Here is a 17,746-nt window from a genome sequence, read left to right as displayed (position 1 = left end):
CTCTGGGCTGATTTTTTTAACAGCTTTCTATGATAAAATGGAATAAATAATGATAGTTGAGGTCAATCATCATGAAAACTAAGTTTTATAAATTGAGAAGAAACCGAGTAATTTCAGGAGTTTTGTCTGGACTGGCCGACAAATTTAACTTTGATCTTGGCTTGCTGCGTTTCCTGTTTATCATCTTTACAGTTGTGAATTTTGGTTTGGGTATTTTGATTTATGTCTTGCTGGCCATGGTTATGCCCTATAAGGAAGATCTGGAAGAAGAAATGTACGGGACCGGCCCTCGCAAGATAAAAGAAGCTGAACCTATCAACGACAATGATGGTTGGTTTTGGTAAATGTTGATTTAAAAGTCAGTTCATCTAGTGGACTGACTTTTCTGTGGTTTAATGGCTATATTGCCAAAAGGAGTTGCAATGGAAGTTTGGAATGCTTATGACTTCAATCGAAACATGCTGCCTCATCTTTTAGTCAGAGGAGAGCCTGTTCCTAAAGGTCAGTTTCATCTTTGTGTCAATGTCTTGGTTCGCCATGAAGATGGAGATATTCTCGTTATGCGCCGTTCTGCCAGCAAGCCTTTATATCCCGGCTACTATGAGTTTGGCGCGGGAGGGAGTGTCCTAGCTCATGAAAGCAGTTTGGTAGCTGCCCACCGTGAGCTTGAGGAGGAAACGGGATTGGTACCCGACAGCATGGAATTATTTGAGAAAAGAACAGAAGTAGCAGATCAGTGCCATTTTGACTACTATCTGGCTCTTGTTTCATGTGACAAGACATCTATTTCTTATCAGGAAGGCGAAACAGACGGGCACATTTGGCTGCCAGTCAGTCAACTTTCGGATTTTATCGAAAGTCATCCTTGCTTCAAACATCAAAAACAGATTTTAAGGAGACTGATAAAGAGGTTGCATAGCTAGCTCGCTCAGTATTTAAAGCTTTTCCATAAATACTCTGTTTTAAAATGGCTAGGGGCATTACTTATTAAAGGGCCTCATTCTGCGAGGTTTGTTCAGAATTATTCATTTTTTCTAGATAACAGCTTAAACATTTCAAAACTCTCAAAAGATTCTGTGATTAGTGCTACTGAGAGCTTTTATTTATATTCTTTTTAAGTTTTCCATTATATAATGAAATATAAGATGAAGCTATGTGTTAAATCTGTTTTTATATGTTACATTTCTAACAATTCCGTAACAAGCAAGCGCTATTCTTGCCTCTCTGCATAAAATCGGATAAAATAAAAGTGGATTATTATCTGATTAGGCAAATATCTGAAAATGTGATATAATAAAACGATATATGAAAAGAGGTAACTATGGATATTTCAGAAATTCGTCAAAAAATTGACGCAAATCGTGAAAAATTAGCTTCTTTCAGGGGGTCTCTTTGACTTAGAAGGTCTGGAAGAAGAAATCGCTATCTTAGAAAATAAGATGACAGAACCTGACTTTTGGGATGACAATATCGCAGCCCAAAAAACATCTCAGGACCTAAACGAACTCAAGCAAACCTATGAAAATTTCCATCAGATGACCGATTTGTTTGATGAATCGGAAATTTTACTTGATTTTCTGGCTGAGGACGATTCTGTTCAGGAGGAGCTGGAAGACAAGCTGGCTGACTTGGATAAAATGATGACTAGTTACGAGATGACTCTCTTGCTGTCAGAGCCCTATGACAATAACAATGCTATCCTTGAAATCCACCCAGGATCTGGCGGAACGGAAGCTCAGGATTGGGGCGATATGCTGTTGCGCATGTACACGCGCTTTGGCAATGCCAAGGGCTTCAAAGTAGAAGTCTTGGACTATCAGGCTGGTGATGAGGCTGGTATTAAGTCCGTCACTCTTTCGTTTGAAGGACCGCATGCTTACGGTCTGCTCAAGTCAGAAATGGGAGTCCACCGTTTGGTTCGAATTTCGCCATTTGACTCAGCTAAACGCCGCCATACTTCCTTTACCTCAGTAGAGGTCATGCCAGAGTTGGATGATACCATTGAAGTAGAAGTCCGCGATGATGATATCAAGATGGATACTTTCCGCTCGGGAGGAGCCGGCGGGCAGAATGTCAACAAGGTATCGACGGGCGTGCGGCTGACGCATATTCCGACAGGAATTGTCGTACAGTCTACCGTTGACCGGACCCAGTATGGAAACCGTGACCGGGCTATGAAGATGCTTCAGGCCAAGCTCTACCAGCTTGAACAAGAGAAAAAAGCAGCTGAAGTAGACTCGCTCAAGGGAGATAAAAAAGAGATTTCTTGGGGAAGTCAGATTCGTTCTTATGTCTTCACCCCTTATACCATGGTCAAAGATCATCGAACTAGCTATGAAGTAGCCCAGGTAGATAAGGTCATGGACGGAGACTTAGACGGATTTATTGATGCCTATTTAAAATGGCGTCTCAACTAAAAAATAAACTGAAGCTAGAAGTATGGAATGATTTAGATAGCTTCAGCATCTTATGAAAGGACTCTTTACAATACATGTCAATGATTGAAATGAGAGATGTTGTCAAAAAATATGACAACGGAACCACTGCTTTGCGTGGTGTGTCTGTGAAAATTGAACCGGGGGAGTTTGCCTATATCGTAGGTCCCTCAGGTGCAGGTAAATCAACTTTTATCAGACTGCTCTACCGTGAAGTGAAATTAAACAAAGGCAGTTTAAATGTGGCGGGCTTTAACTTAGCTAAGATAAAAAAACGGGATGTGCCAATGCTGCGCCGTCAGGTTGGGGTTGTATTCCAGGATTATAAACTGCTTCCTAAGAAGACGGTTTATGAAAATATTGCTTATGCCATGGAAGTTATTGGTGAGCGCCGCCGCAATATTAAAAAGCGGGTTATGGAAGTCTTAGATCTGGTAGGTCTCAAGCACAAGGTTCGTTCTTTTCCAAATGAGCTTTCAGGTGGGGAGCAGCAACGGATTGCTATTGCGCGGGCCATTGTCAATAATCCTAAGGTGCTGATTGCTGATGAGCCGACAGGTAACCTGGATCCAGATAATTCATGGGAAATCATGAATTTGTTGGAGCGCATCAACCTGCAAGGAACAACAGTTCTAATGGCAACCCACAATAGCCAGATTGTAAATACTCTGCGTCACCGCGTAATTGCCATCGAAAATGGTCGTGTGGTGCGTGATGAGGCGGAAGGAGAATACGGATACGATGATTAGAAGATTTTTTCGTCACCTGCTAGAATCGCTGAAAAGTCTCAAGCGAAATGGTTGGATGACAGTAGCAGCTGTGAGTTCAGTTATGATTACTCTCAGTTTGGTTGCTATCTTTGCTTCTGTTATCTTAAATACAGCAAAATTAGCATCTGACATTTCAAACAATGTCCGGGTCGTTGTGTATATGCGCAAGGATATTGCAGATAACAGTGAAACGATTGTAAAAGAAGGTCAGACAGTTCAAAATGAAGATTATCATAAGATTTATGATGCTCTGACTGCTATGGATCATGTCTCAAAGGTCACTTTTTCAAGCAAAGAAGAGCAGTATGAGAAACTGACAGAGACGATGGGAAGTGAATGGAAGGTCTTTGAAGGAGACTCTAATCCACTTTACGATGCTTACATTGTTGATACGACAGAGCACCAATATGTAGAATCCGTTTCTGCAGCAGCTAAAAAAATTGAAGGAGTGTCTGAGGTTCAGGATGGTGGAGCAAATACAAAGAGACTCTTTGCTCTATCTGACTTCATTCGAATTTGGGGTCTGATAGGAGCAGGTCTGCTTATCTTTATTGCCGTCTTCTTGATTTCAAATACTATTCGAATTACCATTATTTCACGGAGCCGTGAGATTCAGATTATGCGCTTGGTAGGAGCCAAAAATGGTTATATCCGTGGCCCATTCCTTTTTGAAGGAGCCTGGATTGGTTTGTTAGGCTCAATCGTTCCAGCAGCCCTAGTCTATTTTGTTTATAATATGGCCTTTCAGTCCATGAATAAAAGTTTGGTTGCTCAAAACTTATCTATGATTGAACCAGATTGGTTTGTTCCGGCTATGATTGCTTCTTTATCAGTATTGGGAGTCTTAATTGGTGCACTCGGGTCAGCCATCTCAATGAGACGCTTCTTGAAGATTTAACAATATAAAACAGCTCACAATGCTGTTTTTTTATGACCTGAAATAAAAACGAGGCTGGGACAGAAATCGGTAATTCGTTAGAATTCGATTTCGTCGTCCCACCTCCGCACAGTTGAGTAGGGCTGTAAAGACTGATGAAATCAGCCTAGTAGAGCCCACTCATCCACTGCGTCTTGCTCGACAATCCAAAGACAATTGAGAGGCTAGGACTTTTGTCCCAGCCTCACTATTGATTTATTAGAAAAATGGATTAAAAGTCTTTTCGTGGCCAATCGTTGTATCATTGCCATGCCCAGGATAGACACGATAATCTTTAGGTAAGACAAATAATTCTTTCCTGATACCAGTGAGTAGCTGCTCCAGATTGCCAGTCGGTAGATCTGTACGGCCGATGGTTTCACGGAAGAGAGCATCACCAGTCAGAACGACCTGATCTTCTGGGAAAATAATGGAAACTCCTCCGATAGAATGACCAGGTGTCTGAACAGCATAGAAATGAAAGTCGTCTAGTTGGTAGTCGTGGTGATAGGTGAAAAAGTGTTCAGCTGGTCTGAGAATGATGTCTTCCAAATATGCATGACGGTCAAGCCCAGATAGATTGTCTGTAGGAGTATAGAGCCAGCTTGCTTCGCTCTCAGCTACATAGACGGGTGGATTGGCAAAGTTATCTCGGACTTTATCCAGACTCATAATGTGATCGTAATGCGTATGAGTCAGAAAAATAGCTGTGATGGGCTTAGTGATTTCTTTTAGCTTGCGTTGGATTTTCTGCCAGTCGCTGCCTGGGTCAACCACGATGACATGACGGTCATTTTCAAGGATATAAGTATTTTCAAAAGCGATGAGATTGACAATTTTGTGAACTTTCATTGGGCTTCCTTTGCTTATGTTTTCTCAATAAAGAGTGTAACAAAAAAGCAGAAATTTTGCACAAAATTTATTTTGAGGCTCAGCTTATTTTCAGATGTTTCAGGCTAGCATTTGTGATATAATCATAGCAGTATGACACAATCTAACTATAAATATGCTGTCATCGACTTGGAGGCTACAAGTGCGAGCAGCAATGCAAAAATTATTCAAATCGGCATTGTCATCATTGAAAACGGGGTGATTTGCCAAACATATGAAACAGATGTTAATCCACATGAGGACTTGGATGAGCATATTAAACAGCTGACGGGACTGGATGATCAGCGCTTGCGCCAAGCTCCGGATTTTTCACAGGTTGCCCGTGAGGTTTATGAACTGATTGAGGACGCGATTTTTGTCGCTCATAATGTCAAGTTTGATGCCAATTTACTAGCGGAGGCTCTCTTTTGGGAAGGCTTTGAGTTGTTGACTCCTAGAGTGGACACGGTTGAACTAGCTCAAGTTTTTTACCCCACATTTGATAAATATGCCTTGGGAAATCTGTGCGAGCTTCTGGAAATTCCTCTGGAAAATGCTCACACAGCTTTGGCAGATGCTCAGGCGACAGCTCAGCTATTTCTAAAAATCCAGGAAAAGATGGCAGGACTGCCAAAAACTTTGCTGGAGAAAGTGCTGGAATTTTCCGATAGTCTCATCTATGAGTCACGGCTAGCGATCGAAGAGATTTTTCAGTCGATGCCAGACTATTCTGGTCAGGCTTTGCAGGAGACGCACGGTATCTTTTTAAAAAAGCCGAGAAGCTTGCAGGCGGAAAAGAAACTTTCGCAGGACTTTCTGACCAACCTTTATCTGTTGGGGCTGGACGAGCGCCCCGACCAGCTGACATTTGCGCAGTATGTGACTGAGGCGCTTAGTCAGACTGCGGCTAGCTTTTTGGAGGCCCAGACAGGGCTTGGCAAGACCTTTGGCTATTTGTTGCCTATTTTGGCTCATAATCGGGAAAGAGTCTTGGTAACTGTTCCGACGAAGATTTTACAGGACCAGCTGATGCAAAAGGAAGGCCGACTCTTAGAAGAAGTTTTTCATATTTCTTTTCATAATCTCAAAAGTCCAGAAAACTATCTGAAATTAGATCATTTTTATCAAAGTCTATCGGTCTTGGACGATAATCGACTTATTAATCGTTGCAAAATGCAGCTTTTGGTTTGGCTGACAGAGACGGAGACTGGTGATTTAAACGAAATCGGCCAGGCTTATCGTTTTGAGTCTTACTTTAGCCAGATACGCCATGATGGGAAATTAAGTAAGCATTCGCTCTTTTATGAAGAGGATTTTTGGCGACTGGGACAGGTCAAGGCAGCTAGCAGTCGTGTCGTGATTACCAATCATGCTTATCTTTTAACGCGCTTAGAAGATGACCAGTCATTGCTGGACAATCGGATTTTGGTAGTGGACGAGGCTCAGAAAATGTTTTTTGCTTTGGAAAGTTTCTCGCAGACCAGTGTCAATTTGACCAAGCAAGTGCAAAATATCAGCCAAGCCCTGCAGACAGAAAAACGGATTTTACAAGAACGTCTCTTGCAAAGCATCCAATTTGAGCTAGCAGATGCTGCCGAAAATCATCGGGGAAAGAGCAGTGAGCTGGATTCACATAAGTTAGTTAAGTTGCGTCAGGATGTGTTTGAGCTGGATAAGAACTTGCTACCAGAACTCAGTGAGCTGTTTTCAGCCAAGTACCAATACTATTGGCTAACGGAGGAACAATTTGCAGATTATAAGCTGACTAGTCTTCATGCTGGGCGCTCAGAACTCATGAGATTTAAGGATTTCCTGCCTGATACCGTCAAGGTTATCTTGGTCTCCTCTACTTTAGAGATTAGTTCCAAGGTGAATTTGCCTCAATTACTAGGTTTTGAGGATTATCATTTTTATAAACTTCCTCAGCAAAAGAAGCCCCTGCAGAAACTTTTCTTAGATCTAGATTTTCCAGATGTGGTGGATTTATCAACGCAGGAATACGCTGAGAGGATTGTTGCAAGCTTGGAGAGCTTGGCTCCACTGAATTTGCCGATGGTGGTTCTCTTTACCTCCAAAGATTTATTGTTGGCCACTTCAGACCAGCTGACCTTGCCGCATTTGGCCCAGTATAAGAATGGCGAGCCAGCCAATATCAAGCGTCGTTTTGACAAAGGAGAGGCGCCCATCTTGTTAGGAGCAGGCAGTTTCTGGGAAGGAGCGGATTTTGCTCAGCAAGAGCAAATCATTCAGCTCATCACGCGGATTCCTTTTGATAATCCCAAAGATTTCTTTGTTCAAAAAATCAATCATCATTTGAAGGTAGAAGGAAAAAATCCTTTTTACGATTATCAGTTGCCGTCAGCTATTTTACGATTGAAGCAGGCCATGGGGCGAACCCGTCGCAATGAACACCAGAAGTCGGCTATCATTCTTTTGGATAATCGTATTTCAACCAAGCGCTACGGTCGGCAAATCCAGCAAAATCTGAACCAGCTGGCGTCTTTAGAAATGCTTTCACAGCTGGATATTTTAAAGGAATTAAAAGAATTTTTCGACTAGAACTTCTTGAAAACAGTCAATTTTATCTGGCTGTTTTTCTAAATGTTTTCATATTTTGTCGGCTAGCTATGCCAAAAATCTGTTATAATGATAAGAATAGGAAGAAGGTTATAACATGAAAAAATATGTACTAGGGATTGCTTTATCGTTTGGGATGGCAGCTGTTTCCATTATATTAGGGAATTGGTTTCCGCTGATTGGTTCCAGTGTTTTTGCGATTGTGTTAGGAATTTTGCTCAGTAATTTCCTGAAAATTCCGGATTCTTTTCAGCCGGGCCTGACCTATTCAGGAAAGAAGCTGCTTCAATATTCCATTATCTTTTTAGGTTTTTCCATGTCAATCGGCAAGGTCTCAGCAACAGGTTTGTCTTCTTTGAAGATTAGTATTTTAACCATTTTGATTGCTTTTTTCGCAGCTTATGCAGCTGGAAAATTTTTTAAGATGAGACGGGTTTTAACCGTTTTGATTGGTTTTGGAACAGCTATCTGCGGTGGTTCCGCTATTGCAGCAGCTTCGCCCATTCTAGAAGCAGAGGAAGAGGAAATCGCTCTGTCTATTTCAACGATTTTCTTCTTCAATATTTTAGCTGTTTTCATCTTTCCTTTTCTGGGCCACCTTATGCAGATGTCCGATGGCTATTTTGGAACTTGGGCAGGAACGGCCATCAATGATACTTCGTCAGTTGTTGCGGCAGGTTATACCTATAGCCAGGCAGCGGGTGATTTGGCAACCATTGTCAAACTAAGCCGGGCTTTGATGATTGTACCCGCCTGCCTTATCTTTGCGGGTTATCGATATGTCCGAGGTAAGCGGTCAGCGCAAAAAGTGGACTTGAAAAAAATTTTTCCATGGTTTATTTTGTGGTTTGTCTTGGCTTCTGTAGTGAGCAGTTTGGGAATTTTCCCGTCAGAGCTAGTTCCTTACACAAAACTCTTGTCTCAATGGCTGATGGCCATGGCTTTGGCTGGGATTGGAGCCAAGGTCTCCTTTAAGCAATTTAAAGAAGCTGGAGCTGGGCCTTTATTAACCGGAGCTTTTGCTTGGTTCTGCGTCGCAGTCTCTAGCTTGATTATCCAATATTTTTTGTAAGAAAGGAGAATTATGCTTTCACAAAAAAGAACATTTGAGTCACGAATTGACTATAGCCTGCTTTTACCAGTTTTGCTTCTGCTTTCGATTGGTGTAACGGCTATTTATATAGCAGTTAGCCATGATTATCCAAAAGAAGTTGGAACGATTGTAGGTCAGCAAATTGCCTGGATTTTCCTTGGTTTCTTGATTAGTTTCATCATCATGTTTTTTAATACGAAATTTCTCTGGCTGATTACACCTTATTTGTATGTTTTTGGTTTGGGGCTGATGATTCTACCGCTGATTTTTTACAGTGACAGCTTAGTTGCCTCCACAGGTGCGAAAAATTGGGTAGCTATCCACGGTGTCAGTCTCTTTCAGCCGTCTGAGTTTATGAAAATCTCGTATATTTTAATGCTGTCGAGGGTTGTAGTGAATTTTATGCAGCAGCATAAGAAGGAAGAGCGAACCATAAGGTTAGATTTTCTATTGATTTTTAAATTAGGGCTTTATACCTTGCCTGTATTGTTTCTTTTGACCTTACAGAGTGATTTGGGGACAGCGCTAGTCTTTGCTGCTATTTACTGCGGCATTGTTCTTTTGTCTGGTGTTTCTTGGAAGATTATCCTGCCGATTTTCTTGTCTGCGACTCTTCTCTTTACTGCTTTCATGTTTATTTTTATTTCCGCTGGGGGTCGTGCTTTTCTGCATAATTTAGGGATGCCGACTTATCAGATTAATCGTATCTTAGCTTGGCTCCACCCCTTTGAATATGCTCAGACGACGACTTATCAGCAGGCACAGGGACAGATTGCCATTGGCAGCGGTGGCTTGATAGGTCAAGGCTTCAATGTCTCCAATCTCCTTGTTCCTGTCCGTGAAAGTGATATGATTTTCACAGTGATTGCGGAGGATTTTGGTTTTCTTGGCTCTACCTTGGTGATTGTGATTTATTTGGTCCTAATTTACCGAATGCTCAAGATTACCATCAAATCTAACAATCAGTTTTATACTTATATCTCAACTGGTCTGATTATGATGCTGCTCTTTCATATTTTTGAAAATATTGGAGCTGTGACAGGTATTTTGCCTCTGACGGGGATTCCGCTCCCTTTTATCTCTCAGGGAGGCTCCTCTATCATTAGCAATCTTATTGGAGTCGGTCTATTGCTTTCGGTCTCTTATCAAAATAGTCTAGCAGAGGAGAAGCGAGAGAGAACGCCCTCTATCCGTAAAAAAGTTGTACTTAGAAAAATAAAATAAGAAGTGGGTACATTCGTATCCTAGAAAGGTGTTTCATATGAAAAAAGTAGCTCTCATGTTAGCCAATGGCTTTGAGGAAATAGAAGCCCTCACCGTTGTCGACGTATTGCGTCGAGCAGGCTTCGTCTGTGATATGATTGGTTTTGAGGAGACGGTGACTGGTTCTCACCAGATCTCTGTCCAAGCTGATCAAGTCTGGAATGGGAATTTATCTGCTTATGATATGGTCGTTCTTCCAGGCGGGATGCCAGGGTCGACGAATCTACGCGATGACAATCGTCTGATGAACGTTTTAAAGGAATTTCAAGCAGAAGACAAATTTGTCGCGGCTATCTGTGCGGCCCCCATTGCCCTTGATCGAGCAGGTCTGTTAAATGATAAAAATTTCACTTGCTACGATGGGGTGGAAGAGGCAATTGAAAATGGTAGCTATCTTAAGCAGACCGTTGTCGTAGACGGAAAGCTAATCACCAGCCGCGGGCCATCAACGGCCTTGCCTTTTGCCTATGAGTTGGTTCGCCAGCTAGGAGGAGATGCGGATCAATTGGCAACAGGAATGCTTTTCAAAGATGTTTTTGGAAATTAAGACAATTCACTCGATTTTCGGGTGAATTTTTTCTATCTGACTTGGTGAAAAATGCTTGAAAATATGCTTTTCTGTCAGAGATAATACCCCCTTTTTTGTGAAGAATATGGTATAATAAAGGGTATGAATTATCAAGATTACATCTGGGATTTAGGTGGGACTCTCTTGGATAATTATGAAACTTCGACCGCAGCTTTTGTCCATACATTGCAAGATTTTGGTCTGCACGCGAGTCATGATGAAGTTTATAAGGCTCTCAAGGTCTCTACCGATTATGCAGTCCGCCAATTTGCCCCTACAAACAAGGATTTCTTAAAGACTTATAAAGCTAATGAGGCCAAAGAATTGGAACAGCCGATTTTATTTGATGGTGCTTCAGAATTATTGGCCCAGATTATCCAGCAAGGTGGCAGAAATTTTTTGATTTCCCACCGAGATGATCAGGTTTTAGAAATTTTGCGAAAGACGCAAATCAGTGCTTATTTTACGGAAGTAGTGACATCTGGTAATGGCTTTAAACGAAAGCCGGATCCTGAGTCCATGCTGTATTTAAAAGACAAGTATCAGATTCAGTCTGGACTGGTTATCGGGGATCGGCCGATTGATATCGAAGCTGGACAAGCCGCAGGATTTGCAACCTATCTCTTTGATGATATGAAAAATCTTGAAAAATTTGTAGATATTGAACTAGAAAAGGAATAATATGACAGAAGAAAAGCAACAAGACATGCAAGTGCAAGAATATGATGCCAGTCAGATTCAGGTCTTAGAAGGCTTAGAAGCCGTTCGGATGCGCCCAGGTATGTATATTGGTTCGACCTCTAAAGAAGGTCTGCATCACTTAGTATGGGAAATTGTAGATAACTCGATTGATGAGGCTTTAGCTGGCTTCGCCACACATATTCAAGTCTTTATTGAAAAAGATAATTCGATTACGGTGGTTGATGATGGCCGTGGAATCCCAGTGGATATTCAGGAAAAAACAGGTCGGCCGGCCGTGGAAACTGTCTTTACTGTCCTTCATGCCGGAGGAAAATTCGGCGGTGGCGGATACAAGGTCTCAGGAGGTCTGCACGGGGTTGGCTCTTCCGTTGTAAATGCCCTGTCCACTCATCTGGATGTCCGCGTTTATAAAAATGGCCAGATTCATTACCAAGAATATAGTCGTGGTCAAGTAGTCGCTGACCTAGAAATCATTGGTGAGACAGATCGTACAGGTACGACAGTTCACTTCATACCAGATCCAGAGATTTTCACTGAAACAGTAGAATTTGACTTTGAAAAATTAAATAAACGTGTCCAAGAATTGGCTTTCCTCAATCGTGGTCTAAAAATTTCCATTACAGACAAACGAGAAGGACTGGAACAAAGCAAGGATTATCACTATGAAGGCGGAATCTCTAGTTACGTTCAGTACATCAATGAAAATAAAGATGTCATCTTTGAAACGCCGATTTATACAGATGGGGAAATGGATGACATTACGGTTGAAGTGGCTATGCAGTATACGACTGGCTATCATGAAACAGTGATGAGTTTTGCTAATAACATCCACACCCACGAGGGCGGAACACATGAGCAGGGTTTCCGCGCGGCTCTGACGCGGGTTATCAATGACTACGCCAAGAAAAACAAACTTCTCAAGGAAAACGAAGATAATCTGACGGGTGAAGATGTCCGTGAAGGATTGACAGCTGTTATTTCTGTTAAACATCCGAATCCGCAGTTTGAAGGGCAAACCAAGACCAAGTTGGGCAATAGCGAAGTGGTCAAGATTACCAATCGTCTCTTTAGCGAAGCTTTCTCAGATTTCCTTTTGGAAAATCCTGCGGTGGCTCGAAAAATCGTAGAAAAGGGAATTTTGGCTTCCAAGGCGAGAATTGCTGCCAAGCGAGCTCGGGAAGTAACCCGTAAGAAGTCTGGCTTGGAAATTTCCAATCTGCCAGGTAAATTGGCCGATTGCTCGTCCAATAATCCACAGGAAACAGAACTTTTCATCGTGGAGGGAGACTCAGCGGGTGGTTCAGCTAAGTCTGGCCGTAACCGTGAATTTCAGGCTATTTTGCCAATTCGAGGGAAGATCCTCAACGTTGAAAAAGCCAGCATGGATAAGATTTTAGCTAATGAAGAAATCCGCAGTCTCTTTACCGCTATGGGAACTGGCTTCGGAGCTGACTTCGATGTCAGCAAAGCCCGTTACCAAAAATTAGTCATTATGACTGATGCCGATGTAGATGGTGCCCATATTCGGACTCTGCTCTTGACGTTGATTTATCGCTATATGAAGCCGGTTCTGGAAGCAGGCTATGTCTATATCGCTCAGCCACCAATCTATGGTGTCAAGGTCGGAAGTGATGTCAAAGAATACATCCAGCCTGGTGCTAACCAAGAAGAAGAATTGCAAGCAGCTCTGGCCCGTTACAGCGAAGGACGCTCAAAGCCAACTATCCAGCGTTACAAAGGTCTGGGAGAAATGGATGACCATCAGCTGTGGGAAACGACCATGAACCCTGAACATCGCTTGATGGCGCGGGTTTCTGTCGATGATGCAGCAGAAGCAGATAAGATTTTTGATATGTTGATGGGTGACCGTGTTGAACCTCGTCGTGAATTTATCGAAGAAAATGCTGTATATAGCACGCTTGATGTCTAAAAAAATCAGAAAAACTAACAATTATGAATAAAATTATGATATAATCAATATGTTTGTTTTAAAGTAACAAAATGAAGGAGTTTTATATGTCTAATGGACTAATTATTCTCATTATTGTAGTAGCTGTGCTTTTGATTTTAGGCTATGTAACAGCAGTATTGATGAGAAAACGAAATGAAGCTTTACTTCAAAAATTGGAAGAAAGAAAAGAGAAACTCTATAATCTTCCAGTAAATGATGAAGTTGAAGCAGTAAAAAATATGCATTTGATTGGGCAAAGTCAGGTAGCTTTCCGCGAATGGAACCAAAAATGGGTTGATTTATCCTTAAACTCATTTGCTGATATTGAAAATAATCTTTTTGAAGCGGAAGGCTACAATAATTCATTCCGCTTTATGAAGGCCAAACATGCAATTGGTAATATTGAAAGTCAGATTGATTTAATTGACGATGATATCAAGGAAATTCGACAAGCCCTAGAAGAATTAGGCAAGCAAGAATCAAAAAACAGCGGCCGAGTACTTCATGCTTTAGATTTGTTTGAAAAATTGCAGGTTACAGTTGCCGAAGATGCAGAGGCTTATGGCCAGTCTCTTCCAGAAATTGAAAAACAATTAGCAAAAATCGAATCTGAATTTTCACAATTTGTCACTCTCAACTCATCAGGAGATCCAGTAGAAGCAGCAGAAATCCTAGATAAGACCGAAGATCATATCCTTGCCTTGACGCATATTGTTGAGAGAATTCCAGCTATTGTGAAAGAATTAACGGAGACCTTGCCAGATCAATTAGAAGATTTGGAATCAGGTTACCGCAAGTTGTTGGATTCAGGTTATCACTTCATTGAAACGGATCTTGAATCTCGCTTTCAACAGTTGCATGCGGCTTTAAAACGCAACGAAGCCAATGTATCATCTCTGGAGTTAGATAACGCTCAGTATGAAAACGAACAGGCACAAGAGGAAATTTCAGCCCTCTACTCAATCTTCACTCAAGAAATTGAAGCGCATAAAGTCGTGGAAAAGCTGGTAAAAAATCTTCCAAGCTATCTTGCCCATACAAAAGAAAATAATCAGCAACTTCAAAAAGAAATTGAGCGCCTTTCTCGGTCTTTCCTCTTATCGGAAGCAGAAATTTCCCATATCAAAGACCTTCAAGGAGAGTTGTCAGCTCAAGAAGAGGTTGTTCTCGGAGCTGTAGAAGATTCTTCAGAAACCCAGCAAGCCTATTCACTTGTTCGTGAAGAGTTAGAGAGTATTCAAGAGCGTCTGAAAGAAATTGAAGACGAACAGATTGAGCTTGGAGAGGAGCTTGCTGAGATCAAAAAAGATGATGCCAATGCTCGTCAGAAGGTAAATATTTATGCCAATAAATTACACACTATCAAGCGATTTATGGAAAAACGGAATTTACCAGGCATTCCACAATCTTTTCTTGAAATCTTCTTTTCAACAAGTAACAACATTGAAGAACTTGTAAGAGAGCTTGACGAAAAACGTGTAAATATTGAATCAGTCAACCGTTGGCTGGAAATTCTGACCAATGATATATATGAGTTGGAGTCTGAGACTTATCAAATTGTTCAAAACTCAACTTTGACAGAGCAGCTGCTGCAATATTCCAACCGTTATCGCTCATTTGACGACAATGTTCAAGCAGCTTTCAACGAATCTCTCTATGTTTTTGAACATGAATTTGATTATGCAAAATCTCTAGATATCATTTCAAAGGCCTTGGATCTTGTTGAACCAGGTGTTTCAGACCGTTTTGCTACCTCATACGAAAAAACACGTGAAAATATTCGTTTCTAAGAAAGTTCCTTCGGGAACTTTTTTCTTTGCAATCTTGCTTGTTTTGTCGGTAAAAATCCTGTATAATACAAAAAATTACAGAAAATATGAGGTAAGAAAATGAGTCAGGTCAAAGGTCTATTGGTAATGGATGTAGACAGCACTCTCATCATGGAAGAGGGCATTGATTTGCTGGGAGAAGAAGCAGGAGTGGGGCAGCAAGTGGCTGCTATCACAGAGCGAGCCATGCGCGGGGAATTGGATTTCGAGGCAGCCTTGCGAGAAAGGGTTTCACTCTTGGAAGGCCTCCCAGAAACCATCTTTTCTCAACTAGCTGAGAAAATTCATTTCACGCCCGGTGCTAAAAAATTAGTTGATGAGTTACATGAGCGTGCTTACAAGGTTGGCTTGGTTTCAGGCGGTTTCCATGAAACGGTGGATAGGCTGGCTGAGCAGCTAGGGATTGACTATGTAAAAGCTAATCGCTTGGAAAGTAAAAATGGTTTCCTGACCGGTCGAGTTTTGGGAGATATTGTTACCAAAGATATTAAAGTTCAGATGCTGAAAGAATGGGCTCAAGATAATAATTTGGAATTAAATCAAACCATTGCCATGGGGGATGGCGCCAATGATTTGCCTATGATTCAAATAGCAGGTATCGGAATTGCTTTTAATGCCAAGCCAATTGTAAGAGAGCAAGCACCTTATCAAATCAATGTTTACGATCTCTACCAAGTGATTGATATTTTGGATGCTAAGAAAAAATAGGAGGCGCTATGCATATTTTGTTAGCACCGGATTCTTTTAAGGAAAGTTTGTCTGCTGTTCAGGTAGCAGAAGCCTTGAAAGAAGGATTTTCCCAAGCCTTGCCAGAGGCGACTTTTGACTTGCTGCCTATTGGAGATGGCGGTGAGGGGACTGTGGCTGCCTTGATTTCTGCTATGAAGCTAAAAGAGTTTCGTCACTGGGTAACTGGACCTTTTGGCCAATCGGTAGAAATGAAATATGCTAGACAAGGCCAGCTAGCCCTTTTTGAGATGGCCGATTTGGTGGGACTTGCTTTAATTCCCGAGGGAAAACGCAATCCTTTAGGCTTAGAAACCAGAGGTCTAGGAGAGCTGATTCTCCATTTAGCGGAAAATGGTGTCAAAAAGGTTCTGGTCGGTGTTGGAGGCTCGGCAACGAATGATGGTGGGATAGGTCTGGCAGCCGGTTTAGGTTATGAATTTTTTGATGAAAACAATCATCAGCTCCGACCAGTTGGTTCTTCTCTAGGGAGAGTTGCTCGGATTTCTGGAGAACATGTTCCAACTTGCTTGAATGACATTGAAATCGAAATTTTGACAGATGTTTCCAATCCTTTATGTGGTCAGCAAGGAGCGACTCATATCTTTGGACGGCAGAAAGGCCTGTCTGAATGGCTTCTTTCATCTGTCGATCAGGAAATGAGGAAGTTCTATGAACTGGCCAATCCACAGATTTTTACCCAAGCTGGTGCTGGCGCAGGAGGTGGTATGGCAGCAGGGCTGGTCACATTTGCCAATGGAAAAGTCGCTTCTGGAATTGGTACCTGTCTGGATTTGCTAGATTTTGACCGCAGAGTTGGGCAAGCGGACTTAGTTGTTGTCGGTGAGGGCCGTATGGACAGGCAGTCCTTGGCAGGAAAGGCGCCAGTTGGAGTAGCAAGGCGGACGCCAAAAGAGATTCCTGTTCTTGCGATTTGCGGTAGCTTAGCAGATGATTTGCCTCCATTTCCTACAGAAAATATTCAGGCAGCTTTTCCAATTATCTCGCAAGTGGCGGATTTGGATGCAACTTTAGGTCGAGCGAGGGAAAATCTAGTTCGTACTGCTCGCAATATTGGCAACCTATTAGCAATCAAAAAAAGCGGAATTTAATCCGCTTTTTTCAGTAAGTATTCGATTTCTTTGACAATTAAGCCGTTTGCAAATTCAAATATATCGCAGGATAGGTCACCGCAATCATTGAGCAAAATTGTTAGAATCCGACTTTGCTCGGAATTGGTGTAATAGTGTTGGCAGCTAAACTGGGCGGAACTGTCTTGATAGGCCTCTTTTATCCTGTGGAGGTAGAGTTCTTTTCCTTGGATGATTTCTGGGGAGTCTCCATGTAGCTCCCAGACGACATGCTCGTCTAAAAAAGTTTGATAAATGTCCCAATTACGCTGATTTTCTGCCTCAAAAAAGGCAAATAATTTTTCTAAATTTGTCATCTATTTAAACATTTTTTCCAAAAGGAAGTTTTTTTGTTTGCAGATTTTTTATTTTCTACCGGGTGGAGCACATTAGCAAACTGTTTACTCAAATCTTTTTCTTCAACATCAACAGGATAATTGCTGTGGATGACCAATCCAAAAGGCGAGGATTGGCAAAAGGCAGAGACGATGGTTGCCTCACAACTCAGCTCTTTAGCTGTCTTGAGATAAAAGACTTGGTAGCTGGATTCGACTTCAGGAGAGATTTTAACTGTGACGGGCTGGTAGCTTTCCGTGATGTTAGCTACTATCTCTTTAAAATGCTGCTTCATAATAGAAGAGTTTGCATCAGAAATAGAGCAGTAGCCTATCACCCGCTCTTCAAAAGTTTCCAGAAATTTACGCTGTTCATCAGGATTGAACTTAGCATTCCCTTGAGATTTTTCCATGATAATTTTATTAAAGTCTGCCATATCTTTAGTATAGCATAAATAAATTAATTTCTTCTGTTAAAACACATAAATACTCCAAAACAAACAATGTAATCGATTGCAAGTTAAAAATTGTGATTTTTCAAGCAAAGATACTATTTTTCCTTGAAAAAAAAGCGTTTTTAC

General features: G+C 41.6%; 17 protein-coding genes. 14 read left to right on the top strand and 3 right to left on the bottom strand.

The features are described from left to right. Positions 1-71 precede the first annotated feature (71 nt). The 5 genes from AC5FEC_RS01230 to ftsX all read left to right on the top strand — a co-directional run bounded on the left by AC5FEC_RS01230 (position 72) and on the right by ftsX (position 4,103). Positions 72-344 carry a PspC domain-containing protein gene (locus AC5FEC_RS01230; protein WP_037617049.1) on the top strand — a complete coding sequence of 91 codons (273 nt, stop codon included), beginning with the start codon at positions 72-74 and terminating at the stop codon, positions 342-344. Positions 345-422: 78 nt separating this feature from the next. Beyond that, positions 423-923 carry an NUDIX hydrolase gene (locus AC5FEC_RS01225; protein ID WP_217472729.1) on the top strand — a complete coding sequence of 167 codons (501 nt, stop codon included), beginning with the start codon at positions 423-425 and terminating at the stop codon, positions 921-923. 398 nt (positions 924-1,321) lie between these two features. Then, positions 1,322-2,417 (top strand): peptide chain release factor 2 gene (gene prfB / locus AC5FEC_RS01220; RefSeq protein WP_156956299.1). Its coding sequence is split into 2 segments (ribosomal slippage): positions 1,322-1,393 and positions 1,395-2,417, totalling 1,095 coding nucleotides; the frame shifts between segments, so codons are not numbered across the junction. 74 nt (positions 2,418-2,491) lie between these two features. Then, entirely contained in the window at positions 2,492-3,184 is a 693-nt protein-coding gene (gene ftsE, locus AC5FEC_RS01215) for a cell division ATP-binding protein FtsE (protein WP_037617054.1), read from the top strand. Beyond that, positions 3,177-4,103 carry a permease-like cell division protein FtsX gene (gene ftsX / locus AC5FEC_RS01210; RefSeq protein ID WP_037617056.1) on the top strand — a complete coding sequence of 309 codons (927 nt, stop codon included), beginning with the start codon at positions 3,177-3,179 and terminating at the stop codon, positions 4,101-4,103. Before ftsE ends, ftsX begins: the two co-directional genes overlap by 8 nt. 237 nt (positions 4,104-4,340) lie before the next feature. Here ftsX and AC5FEC_RS01205 read toward each other — a convergent pair whose 3' ends face one another. After that, the gene (locus tag AC5FEC_RS01205; protein WP_493661033.1) at positions 4,341-4,973 is read right to left on the bottom strand and encodes an MBL fold metallo-hydrolase; all 633 of its coding nucleotides are present in this window, start codon (positions 4,971-4,973) and stop codon (positions 4,341-4,343) included. Between the two features lie 132 nt (positions 4,974-5,105). On the opposite strand from AC5FEC_RS01205, the gene AC5FEC_RS01200 reads away from it, so the two are divergent. The 9 genes from AC5FEC_RS01200 to AC5FEC_RS01160 all read left to right on the top strand — a co-directional run bounded on the left by AC5FEC_RS01200 (position 5,106) and on the right by AC5FEC_RS01160 (position 16,812). Continuing rightward, positions 5,106-7,550 (top strand): bifunctional DnaQ family exonuclease/ATP-dependent helicase, encoded by a 2,445-nt coding sequence (locus tag AC5FEC_RS01200; protein WP_493661032.1) that lies wholly within the window; start codon positions 5,106-5,108, stop codon positions 7,548-7,550. 115 nt (positions 7,551-7,665) lie between these two features. Continuing rightward, the gene (locus AC5FEC_RS01195; RefSeq protein WP_493661031.1) at positions 7,666-8,640 is read left to right on the top strand and encodes a YeiH family protein; all 975 of its coding nucleotides are present in this window, start codon (positions 7,666-7,668) and stop codon (positions 8,638-8,640) included. A gap of 12 nt (positions 8,641-8,652) precedes the next feature. Then, positions 8,653-9,885 carry an FtsW/RodA/SpoVE family cell cycle protein gene (locus AC5FEC_RS01190; protein ID WP_493661030.1) on the top strand — a complete coding sequence of 411 codons (1,233 nt, stop codon included), beginning with the start codon at positions 8,653-8,655 and terminating at the stop codon, positions 9,883-9,885. A gap of 37 nt (positions 9,886-9,922) precedes the next feature. Further along, positions 9,923-10,471, top strand: a complete 549-nt coding sequence (locus AC5FEC_RS01185) for a DJ-1 family glyoxalase III (RefSeq protein ID WP_217472734.1) — start codon at positions 9,923-9,925, stop codon at positions 10,469-10,471. Positions 10,472-10,594: 123 nt separating this feature from the next. Further along, positions 10,595-11,173: an HAD-IA family hydrolase gene (locus AC5FEC_RS01180; protein ID WP_217472735.1), complete on the top strand. Its 579-nt coding sequence runs from the start codon at positions 10,595-10,597 to the stop codon at positions 11,171-11,173. Position 11,174: 1 nt separating this feature from the next. After that, positions 11,175-13,124: a DNA topoisomerase (ATP-hydrolyzing) subunit B gene (gyrB, locus tag AC5FEC_RS01175; RefSeq protein WP_493661029.1), complete on the top strand. Its 1,950-nt coding sequence runs from the start codon at positions 11,175-11,177 to the stop codon at positions 13,122-13,124. Between the two features lie 86 nt (positions 13,125-13,210). Beyond that, positions 13,211-14,935 (top strand): septation ring formation regulator EzrA, encoded by a 1,725-nt coding sequence (gene ezrA, locus AC5FEC_RS01170; protein ID WP_304948138.1) that lies wholly within the window; start codon positions 13,211-13,213, stop codon positions 14,933-14,935. Positions 14,936-15,034: 99 nt separating this feature from the next. Beyond that, the gene (gene serB, locus AC5FEC_RS01165) at positions 15,035-15,682 is read left to right on the top strand and encodes a phosphoserine phosphatase SerB (RefSeq protein ID WP_037617076.1); all 648 of its coding nucleotides are present in this window, start codon (positions 15,035-15,037) and stop codon (positions 15,680-15,682) included. 8 nt (positions 15,683-15,690) lie between these two features. Then, positions 15,691-16,812 (top strand): glycerate kinase, encoded by a 1,122-nt coding sequence (locus AC5FEC_RS01160; protein ID WP_493661028.1) that lies wholly within the window; start codon positions 15,691-15,693, stop codon positions 16,810-16,812. On the opposite strand, the gene AC5FEC_RS01155 is transcribed toward AC5FEC_RS01160, so the two are convergent. Both AC5FEC_RS01155 and AC5FEC_RS01150 read right to left on the bottom strand, forming a co-directional pair. After that, entirely contained in the window at positions 16,809-17,147 is a 339-nt protein-coding gene (locus AC5FEC_RS01155) for a nuclear transport factor 2 family protein (RefSeq protein ID WP_493661027.1), read from the bottom strand. The two genes, AC5FEC_RS01160 and AC5FEC_RS01155, sit on opposite strands and share 4 nt — an antisense overlap. After that, positions 17,144-17,602 carry a DUF1694 domain-containing protein gene (locus AC5FEC_RS01150; RefSeq protein WP_493661026.1) on the bottom strand — a complete coding sequence of 153 codons (459 nt, stop codon included), beginning with the start codon at positions 17,600-17,602 and terminating at the stop codon, positions 17,144-17,146. The genes AC5FEC_RS01155 and AC5FEC_RS01150 overlap by 4 nt, the downstream gene beginning before the upstream one ends. Positions 17,603-17,746 lie beyond the last annotated feature (144 nt).

It is taken from the genome of Streptococcus sp. STC1396 (assembly GCF_058933875.1).
The sequence above is the reverse complement of the archived record's forward strand: the minus strand, read 5'-3'. Positions and strand labels throughout refer to the sequence as shown.